The sequence below is a fragment of the Acinetobacter sp. ACIN00229 genome, assembly GCF_016106645.1.
Classification (GTDB): domain Bacteria; phylum Pseudomonadota; class Gammaproteobacteria; order Pseudomonadales; family Moraxellaceae; genus Acinetobacter; species Acinetobacter oleivorans.
This window is the reverse complement of record NZ_JADWOM010000039.1, coordinates 1-10582: the sequence shown is the minus strand read 5'-3', so window position 1 is coordinate 10582 and position 10582 is coordinate 1. Positions and strand designations below refer to the sequence as shown.

The window sequence follows — 10582 nt, the reverse complement described above, 5'->3', positions numbered from 1 at the left end:
TGGTGAGCAAGAATACCGTACCCGTGGTGTTGCGTACTGTCCACACTGTGATGGTCCATTGTTCAAAGGTAAACGTGTTGCGGTGATTGGTGGTGGTAACTCAGGTGTTGAAGCTGCAATTGACCTTGCAGGGATTGTTGAGCATGTAACTTTGGTTGAGTTCGATACAAAACTACGTGCAGACCAAGTTTTGCAAAACAAACTGCATAGCTTGCCAAACACAACTGTGATTATGAATGCCTTAAGTACAGAAGTGTTAGGTGATGGCTCACAAGTGACTGGTCTTAAATATAAAGACCGTGCAACTGATGAAGAGCATGTGGTAGAGCTAGCAGGGATCTTTGTACAGATTGGTTTACTGCCAAATACTGACTTCTTAAAAGACAGTGAAGTTGAGTTAACCAACCGTGGCGAGATCATTGTGAATGACCGCAATGAAACCAATGTCAAAGGTGTATTTGCTGCGGGTGACTGTACAACCGTACCTTACAAGCAAATCATTATTGCTACAGGTGAAGGTGCTAAAGCATCGCTCTCTGCGTTTGATTACATCATCCGTTCTGGGCAATAAAACTTAATTTCAAAACAAAAGAGCCAAAGGATAACCTTTGGCTCTTTTTTATTTTTATGGTTTATATAAACCGTGTTCGACCAAATGCTCTCGTAAAATACGACGTAGCTCTAGTACCGCTTGAGGTGTTAACTGAATAGAGTGTCCACCCGGAAGAACTTTCTCTGATTTTGCACCTTCTAGGTGAGCGCTCTTATAGGGAACGATACCGTCGGTAATCACATTTGGATCATCACTTTTGGTAATGTTACCCATAATAGAGTGGAAGACTAACCCTTGGTGTGGATTAATATTTTCTGTAAGTTCCATAAATTTAGATTGATGACTCAAATCACTTGGACCATTTTGAATCAAACCATTATCAATATTACTCAAGAAATCTTTAACATCTAAATTTTCAGTGGTGAGTGAAGTCGCTACAGCAGACAAAAATGCACCCGGTAAACGAATAATTTTACGTGCAGCTAACGTAAACCAACGATCGGCATAATCTGTACCTCGATGAGGAGAAGCTAAGAAAATTGCACGATCAAAATTATTGATTGAATGCATTTGCAATCGTTCAGTAACCATTGGATGTTTCTTGAAACGGTTTTGCTGACGAATCGTCATCAAATCTAAAGCAGGCTTGGTAATATCACCATCACTGACCAGTAAGCGGCTAATAATACCCCCCATACTATGGCCCACAAGAACAGCATCATGTGCAGCAGGGTCACTAGGGTTCAAAGAACCAAACGCTTGCTTAAGAAGGGCGTAAGTTTGGAAACGGCTTTCCAAAATCGGCATATTGGTTGAATAAAAAACTTGCCAAACCTGATAGTTATCTCTTAAAACCGTGTCACCCATAACATCATTGGTCAAAGCAATCCATGCCTCAGGGCTACTTGCTAGACCATGAACCAACACAATAATCTTCTTATTCGGGTTGTAGGGTTCAAGCATGTAGAGATGTGGCATGGTCAAGTGCTGGTCACGATCAATCAGGCTTAAATAAGCTGCCACTCCTAAGTTATTTTCTGCCAGCCATAGACCATAAGGTGCAGAGAAGTTGGCTGCTAGAGGATATTGCTTACCAGCGACATTAATATTATCGGTGCGATAAGGGTCGTAAACGCGAATCACGAATTCAGAATTATTAATAATTTCTTCAACAGTGGTCGCATGTTTTGGTTCAGCGACAATAGTTGCAGCCAAATAACGTGCATGATGGATATTGGGGTTAACACCATTTTTATAATTGTATTTAAGCGGGTCTAGAATATATTCATTAATATCTTCTTTTCCTGAGCTAGGAAAAACCGCTACAAATTCAGAGCCAAAACCATCGCGACGGTTAATGGTTCTTAACCCTGAAAAATTTAAATTATAACTAGAAATTAACTTTTCTAATTTTTGTCCAGCAAGTTGTTGGTGAAATTCAAAATCAATCGAATAGACACTTTTACCAATATGTATTTGAGGTTCTACGACATCTTTTTTGGGATAGCGTAAATCATAAACGCTCACCATTTTTGCTATAGCCTGATTGTAAAAGTCCCGAATCTGAACTTGTCTATTGTCAAAAATACGGTCGGTAGGCTTACGTTTTGTGGAAAATAGATAGGCGTAGCTATAACGAATACTTTTATCGAGTAAATTTAATTGTTGGTCTAAGCAATCATCATATTTATTCTGAATATTAGTTTGTTCTTCTTCCGACTTATGTTTAGTAAACCTACTAATTTTACAATCAGAAGAATCTGACAAGGCCATTGCTTTTGCCAGATACATTTCACTTGCAGCTGATAAAAACTGTTCATCTAAAATTTGAGGAAGTTTTTTGAGTTGATTTACACAGTTATCAGGTGTGTCGGTGCAGACTTTAGCTTCCTGACCAGACATGGATAAAACATTCAGACTTGCTTCGCTGAGTTTATCTTGCGTAAGAATACTATTACGTTCATTTGCAATAGTCACATTCAAAGCTTGCTGTTTAACATTAACGACCTGACAACCACTCAGAATTGAACCGAGTAGCATGACCGTCAATACTGTTTTGCTTCTTTTTATTGAAAACATTATGGTCAAAATTTAGTGGCTCAATGGTAGGTAGATCATACAAATTTTAAAATATTTTTCAAATGATCAAATAAAAAAAAGGGCTGTCAAAACAGCCCTTTTTTATCTATTTAAGCTTATTTTTTAGGGGTTGCACTTGGTGTTGTAGTTGCAGACATTGCAGGGTTAGTCAAAACTTGCCATACATTCCAGCGGCCTTGTTTTTCAATTTCTTGAATTAAACGATCAGCAATTTCCGATTCATCTGGATATTTCACTTTATAATTTTTAAGTGTCTGAATCGCGTTTTTCTTTTGCTCCATTGCAATATAGTTATTTGCAGCAGCTAGATACGCTTCTTGAACATTACCTTTAATGGCTTTATCTAAGTAAGGAATAGCTTCACGTTGACCACCACCTTCAGATAAACCGAAACCAAACCAGAAGTTCGTTTCTGCATCATCTGGGCTAATTTTTAAAAGTCTTTGAGCATATTCTAAAGATCTAGTGGTATGAACGGTACCTAAATCAAGATTACGTGCAAGAACGCTTGCTTTGAAAGCGCGAAGCAAAATATCAAATGATGCATTTGGGTTTGCAGCAAGTGTATCAAGTTGTTGTGTTACTTCTTTAAGTTTACTTTCAAAGCCTTTACGTTCTTGGCGATCAGTAAAGCGAGGTGGGTAGTGACGAGCTTTGCCTTCTACTAACTGTAAAAAGTCATCAATACTTGTAACATCAATTTCATTTTCACCAGCTAAAACTGCGTATTTCATTGAACGCTGTGAATTATTTACAGTCGGAACAATCAGTTTGTTGACGTCGAGAGTAAGCTGTTTAGTTGGGTCATCTTGACGATTAACGACCATTTTGGTTACTGGCTGTGCAGCAGCGTCTTTTAAGGCAACTTCAAATGCTGGCGGTTGATCGTAGTTAAAAGGATTTAACGCATAAAAAGGAGGAGTAAGCTCTGGTTCCTTGAAAACAAAAGGCTCAATTTTTTGTTGTTTTACAGGTGCCATTGTACAAGCTGTTAAACTTGAGGTCGCAAGGATGATATATGCCAAAGGCTTAAAATTCATAGGATCTTCCGTTCATTTTAGTAAAGTCAGATTTGGTAGTGACAAGTCTAGAAAAAGCTAAACCGACATGCAAGGGTAAGCGTGTTACATTATGAATCAAGAATATTACGTTTTTGATATCTTGTTTTGTGCACCACATTCACGACGCACTTCTTCAAGAATTTTTAGCTCTTCATCACTAAAAGGTTGTTCATCTTGACTTTCTTTTTCGAAGCTAGGATCTAGCTCTGATAGACGCTGACATAAATTATTCATACGCGTTTCATTGTGCTGAATACGATCAAGTAAAACACGCATGCCTTCTAAAATAGGGTCTGACTGATCAGCAGTTGTCGCATATGGAGCAAAACCAATACTTTGCGCATAATCGCGGCGACGTTCTTCATCTTTATCTTTAGTTCTGTCGGCATCTTTATAGATATAGCGAGCAGGGTTTCCTACAGCAGTCACTCCAGCAGGAACAGCTTTGGTCACTACAGCATTCGAACCGACTTTGGCACCTTTACCCACAGTAAATGGACCCAAGATTTTCGCACCAGCACCAACAACAACACCGTCTTCTAAAGTTGGATGGCGTTTACCAGTTTTCCATGTGGTACCACCTAAGGTAACCCCATGATAAAGCGTAACATCATCACCAATTTCAGCAGTTTCACCAATCACAACACCCATGCCATGATCAATAAAAAAACGCTTACCGATTTTAGCGCCAGGATGAATTTCAATTCCAGTTGCAAAACGGCTAAATGAAGAAAGTAGGCGAGCTGCACCTTTACAGTCTTTTTGCCATAATTCATGCGCAACACGATGCATCATAATTGCATGAATACCAGGATAAGTTGTGAGAACTTCTAGTGTATTGCGGGCAGCAGGATCTCGCGCAAATACAGCTTTTATATCTTCTTTAAGCTGCTTAAGCATTGGGTTGATCCTCCTTGTCAGATAATGCTTTTTTCCATTTACCACTTGTTAAAGCTTGTACGCGACTAAAAATACCGCGAAGTAAATGATATTCCATACGATCTAATTGTATACGACCAAATAAACGACGCAAGCGTAAAGGTAATAAACGTGGATTTTCTGGATCTAAAAATTCAATTTCAGTCAGCATTTTTTCAAGATGAGGATAAAACTCTTCCATTTGTTGCTGAGTCACCAAAGGTTCATCCCATTGCATGCTTTGGCCTTGAACTAATGGCATTTCATCTACATTCTGATCGACTTGCTCTTGCTCGAGAGCAGACATGCGAAGTTCGTAACATACAACTTGAATGGCTTGCGCTACATTCAACACGCCATAGTCCGGATTAACAGGAATGGTTAAATGATAATTTGCGAGTGCTAATTCTTCATTTGTTAAGCCACGGTCTTCACGGCCAAAAACAATAGCAATTTGTTGTCCTTGAGATGTTGCCTTAATAGCTTCTTTAGCCGCGGGTCTCACATCAAGTAAAGGCCAAGGAATGGTGCGGCTACGTGCACTTGTTCCAAATACTAAATGACAATCTTTAATCGCATCTTCTAAGGTGTCCACAATCTCAAGATATTCAAATAAATCTTGGGCACCAGCGGCAAGTGCTTGTATATCTGGATGAGGATATGTTTTTGGTGCTACGAGAACTAATTTAATTAGTCCCATTGTTTTCATGGCACGTAAAGCACTACCAATATTGGCAGGCAAAGTCGTATTTACCATGACAATACGCACTTGTGCTAATTGTTTTGACACGGTGGTGTGGTCAAACGAACTCATAAGATTTCCAGAAATTACGAATATTGAGAAACTTCGCTTTGGTATAAATCCAATGCATTGTCCATAGACATACCCGCAGGAGGAGGGGCAACAGCATGTGGACGAACAGGGTCTGCTGCTTTAGCTGCTTTCGACTTTACTTGATATTCAATATAAATATTATCTTTACCAAAATAATCTCTGAGTTTAGCAAGTAATTCATCTAGAGGAGCGACTTTCCATTGCGGACCAAACTGAAGTTCGGCTTGAGCATAGGGTTGATCAATCTGTAACTGTAGAGTGATATGTTGATGCATATCTACATTGCAAAATGGCAAGATCATGTTTTGCAGATCTTTTGCCAATGTTGGCTGCATGAACTCTTCTGTTAATTTGATTTGAATACTGTTAGCACGTTTTTGTCTTATTTCATTTAATGTGAAAGCCTTGGTTAAACGTCCCATTGGACGATCAAAGCCTTCTCGCTCATAAATTTCGCCTTCGAAAATTACAACACGTTCAACTTGAACGATATCTTTAAAACGTTGGAAACGCTCATGGTTGCAGCTGACTTCAATACGTGCAGTACCATCATCAAGTACAATAACCACACGGTTCGGGAAGTTTGCGACATCAATGACCAAACCTGCATAAACTGTCGTAACACCACGACGCGTCGCAGTAATTTCGTTTAGTTTTACAGGAATAAAAGCTTTGAGTTCCTGTCGGTAAACATCAATTGGATGACCAGTTAAATATAAACCAAGCGTATCTTTTTCGCCTTTGAGACGAACTTCGTCACTCCATGGTTTTACTGGTTTAGCTGGCTTGCGTTGAACTTCTTCAACCTCACCAAATAAATCCATAATTCCGCTTTCACGGTTACTTCGAGCTTGTTCAGCGGCTTGAACAGCTTCAGGCAATTGTGCCATTAAGCTTGCACGTTCAATTCCTAAGCAATCGAGTGCACCCGCGCGAATTAAAGCTTCAAGAGTACGCTTATTGATTTTCTTCAAATCAATGCGATGGCAAAAATCGAATAGATCTGTATAAGGACCAAATTGTCGACGAGAGTCAATAACTGACTGCATTGCTTGTTCGCCGACACCCTTAATTGCACCTAAACCATAAACAATCGTTTTATCGTTACTTGCATGGAAATGATAAGTCGACATGTTGACTGATGGTGGTAAGACTTCAAGATTATTGTTTCGACAGTCATCAATCAAAAATACAACACTGTCCGTGTTTTGCATTTCCGATGTCATTACGGCTGCCATAAACTCAGCAGGATAATGGGCTTTTAACCATGCAGTATGGTAGGCAACTAGGGCATAAGCAGCCGCGTGAGATTTGTTAAAACCATAGCCTGCAAACTTTTCCATATAGTCAAAGATATGGTTTGCTGTGCTTTCGTCAATCCCTTTTTCAGCAGCACCTTCTAAGAAGATTTGGCGCTGTTTGACCATTTCCTCAGGTTTCTTTTTACCCATTGCACGGCGTAGTAAGTCTGCGCCACCTAACGTATAACCTGCACAGATCTGCGCAGTCTGCATTACCTGTTCCTGATAAACCATAATCCCGTAAGTTGGTTCTAATACACCTTCTAAAAGAGGATGAAGATATTCAAAATCTCCACCATGCATACGGTGAATAAAGTCAGGAATCAGGTCCATTGGACCCGGACGATACAAGGATACGAATGCAATAATTTCTTCAAATTTGCTTGGACGTGCTTCTTTAAGCATCCGTTTCATGCCGACGGATTCAAACTGGAATACCGCTGTTGTATTTGCATCGGCAAAGACAGAATAGGCTTTAGCGTCGTCTAGAGGAACATGCAAGATATTGAGTTGATCATTACTGTCGCGGTTTTTATTAATATTTTGAATCGCGTCTTCAATAACGGTTAAGTTACGCAAACCCAAGAAGTCGAACTTGACCAGACCCGCTGCTTCTACATCGTCTTTATCATATTGAGCAACACGGTTTGTTCCATCTGCATCACAAAGTACAGCCGAGAAATCGGTAATTTTACCTGGCGCAATGACTACACCTCCGGCATGTTTACCGGTATTTCGGGTTACACCTTCTAATTTTAATGCCATTTCCCAGATTTCGCTTGCATCGTCGTTATCTGGGTTAGATGGGTTGGTCACAATATCTTTAAGCTGTGGTTCCATATCAATAGCGGTAGCTAAATCCACACCGAGCGGTTTGGTAGGTACCATTTTTGAAATACGGTCAGCTAAACCGTAAGATTTACCCAATACGCGCGCAACGTCACGGATTGCACCTTTTGCTGCCATGGTTCCGAAAGTTGCAATTTGTGAAACGGCTTCGCGACCATAAGTACGCGATACATAATCAATAACGCGGTCACGTCCAGCAATACAGAAATCGACGTCGAAGTCAGGCATCGATACACGTTCTGGGTTCAAGAAACGTTCGAAGAGTAGATCGTAACGAAGTGGGTCAAGGTCTGTAATTTTTAAGCTGTATGCGACTAATGAACCTGCACCTGAACCACGACCTGGCCCAACTGGCACACCATTATTTTTTGCCCATTGAATGAAGTCCATGACGATGAGGAAGTAGCCGGGGAAACCCATCTTCAGGATAATACCGACTTCATAATCAATTCGTTCATCGTAAGGCTTACGAATCTCTGGCCAATCTTCACCACGTTTTTCAACAGGGTAAAGATAATTTAAGCGCTCTTCTAAACCTACTTTAGACAAATGTTCAAAATAAGTGTCGATGGTAAAACCATCTGGAATTGGATAGTCAGGTAAAAAGTAAGTGCCGAGTTGCAGTTTAACGTTACAGCGTTTAGCAATATGATAGGTGTTCTCGATAGCGCTAGGAATATCGGAAAACAATTCGATCATTTCATCTGAGGTTTTAAAGTGCTGCTCAGGACTATATATGCGTGGACGGCGATTATCTGCTAGTACATAACCATCAGCGATACAAACACGTGCTTCGTGTGCTTCGAAATCTTCTTTTTCTACAAAGTGCACATCATTATGTGCAACTACACCAACATTATATTGTGCAGCAAGTTTAGCTGCTTCTTGAATAAAGTCTTCTTCACCAGGACGGTCGGTACGTGTTAAAGCAAGATAAACACGGTTACCAAACTTTTCGAGCCATGCTTCTAAAAGGGGAGCTGCTTTTTGCGGGTTAGATGAACAAAGCATCTGACCAACATCACTATGCTGCCCAAGTAAAACGATAATATCTTGATGCTGTTCAAGTACCCATTCTTTTTTTACACATGGAATACTGAGCTGTTGTCCTTCAATAAAACCGCGTGAAACGATTTCAGTGAGACTTTTCCACCCAACATCACTCATTGCAAGTAATGTTGCACGATGTTGAGCATCATCAAGGCGAATCGTACTACCTAAAAGAGGCTTAATACCTTTTTTTAAACAAGCATTATAAAATTTTACCGCCGCATGGAGGTTAGAGAGGTCAGTTAATGCCAACGCAGGCATTTGGTCTTTAACCGCAGCATTGACCAAGTCAGGTATGCGAACTATCGACTCTGTAATCGAAAATTCTGTATAAATACCTAGATGAACAAACTGCATAAACCAATCCTTAATGCGACCGAAGCATAGTTTAACACGCAAAGTTAAAAGGAAATGGTTAATATTTTGGCAAACTGTTAAGGATTTTATTATTTAAGAAGAATGAGTTGAACATCTATTGTACAGTTTTAATATAAAAGACATTATTTTTATAAAATATGACCAGCTCAAACACCAAGGTTTGAGCTGGTTGAAAAACTTAGTACTGCCAGAACATACGTTGAATTTCTTTAGCGTCATTAGTCTTAGTAAGAGCTAATGCAGCAAGAAGACGTGCTTTTTGTGGGTTTAAGTCATGAGCAGCTACCCAACCATATTTATCATCAGGTTGTTCAGCATTACGTAATACGAAACCTTGTGGTACACGTGATGAACGGATAATTTGAATACCATTCTTGTCGTGAAGATTTTGTAAAGTTGGAACGATATAGTTCGCAACTGAACCGTTACCTGTACCAGCATGGATAATCGCTTTAGCGCCAGCTTTTGCATATGCTTCATAAGCATCAGGAAGCATAGAGTCTGAACCGTAAACGATTTGTACCAGTGGAAGTGCATCACCTTTAATATTCTCGATATTAAATTCTGAAGCATTTGTAAAACGTTTTACAGACTGTCTGAACCAGTATGGCTTCCCTTCAACTAATGTACCTAAAGCGCCCCATTGGCTAACAAAAGCATTTGTATGAATGTTAATGCCTTTAGTGACATCACGCGCTGCAAAAATAGAGTCGTTCATGAGAACCATAACGCCTTTATTTTTTGCATCATCAGAAGCTGCCAAAGCAACTGCGCTATAAAGGTTAAGTGGTCCATCTGCTGAAAGAGCAGTTGAAGGACGCATTGAACCAACAATAACAATCGGTTTATCAGTGTGAACAACAAGATTTAAGAAAAATGCTGTTTCTTCTAAAGTGTCTGTACCGTGAGTAATCACGACACCATTAACAGATGGTTTTTTTACCAGCTCATTTACTTGACGAGCAATTTGTAATAATTCCTTGTCAGTAATACTTTCAGAAGCGACCTGTAATGCTTGAATACCAGTGACATTCGCCAAATCTTTGATTTGTGGAACAGCATTAATTAAGGCATCAACTGGAACTTTTGCAGCAGTGTAGGTTGCACTGTTTGCTGAGCTTGCGCCAGCACCCGCGATCGTACCGCCAGTGGCTACAACAACTACATTATTTTTTGCGTAAAGTGGGAGAGAGCAGGCCAATAAGCCCATCGCTAAACCTAAAGATTTAACAGTTTTAGTCAACATCGAAAATATCCTTATGAAGTGACGAAGTAGAAGTTTGCCGAATACGCCTGCTTTTCCTAAGCAAAATACATACCATGTAAAACATATTCGTAACTTGTTTGAATAAGAAGCATCCCTGAATAGCATTTTGTTTTATCAACAATTGCTTAGTCATTGCCTTTATTTAGCGTTAATAAATATCATGAATAAAATAAAAAATCTATTAAGTTTTTCTAATTTATCTCAATTTTTTTGTTTTTAATATAAATGATACAAATGATTTTCTCATTATTATAAAATTTAAAAATAATG

At 39.4% G+C, this 10582-nt stretch carries 7 protein-coding genes; 1 reads left to right on the top strand and 6 read right to left on the bottom strand.

Annotated features, from left to right (window positions below):
• The coding region (locus I7H67_RS19560; RefSeq protein WP_198306755.1) for an FAD-dependent oxidoreductase at window positions 1-571 on the top strand (571 nt) is incomplete at its 5' end.
• A 54-nt stretch (window positions 572-625) separates the two neighbouring features.
• On the opposite strand, the gene I7H67_RS19555 is transcribed toward I7H67_RS19560, so the two are convergent.
• The 6 genes from I7H67_RS19555 to I7H67_RS19530 all read right to left on the bottom strand — a co-directional run bounded on the left by I7H67_RS19555 (window position 626) and on the right by I7H67_RS19530 (window position 10291).
• Window positions 626-2632, bottom strand: coding sequence for an esterase/lipase family protein (locus tag I7H67_RS19555; RefSeq protein ID WP_107880137.1), 2007 nt, complete (start codon window positions 2630-2632; stop codon window positions 626-628).
• A gap of 116 nt (window positions 2633-2748) precedes the next feature.
• Entirely contained in the window at window positions 2749-3693 is a 945-nt protein-coding gene (locus tag I7H67_RS19550; RefSeq protein WP_005304468.1) for an ABUW_2363 family tetratricopeptide repeat lipoprotein, read from the bottom strand.
• 105 nt (window positions 3694-3798) lie between these two features.
• A complete protein-coding gene (gene cysE, locus I7H67_RS19545; RefSeq protein ID WP_005304471.1) occupies window positions 3799-4614 on the bottom strand; it encodes a serine O-acetyltransferase in 816 nt (271 codons plus the stop codon).
• Complete coding sequence (locus I7H67_RS19540) at window positions 4607-5446, bottom strand: RNA methyltransferase (RefSeq protein ID WP_005304474.1); 840 nt, start codon at window positions 5444-5446, stop codon at window positions 4607-4609. Before I7H67_RS19540 ends, cysE begins: the two co-directional genes overlap by 8 nt.
• A gap of 14 nt (window positions 5447-5460) precedes the next feature.
• Window positions 5461-9024 (bottom strand): DNA polymerase III subunit alpha, encoded by a 3564-nt coding sequence (dnaE, locus tag I7H67_RS19535; protein WP_198308645.1) that lies wholly within the window; start codon window positions 9022-9024, stop codon window positions 5461-5463.
• Between the two features lie 199 nt (window positions 9025-9223).
• Window positions 9224-10291, bottom strand: a complete 1068-nt coding sequence (locus I7H67_RS19530) for a type II asparaginase (RefSeq protein ID WP_005304480.1) — start codon at window positions 10289-10291, stop codon at window positions 9224-9226.
• Window positions 10292-10582 lie beyond the last annotated feature (291 nt).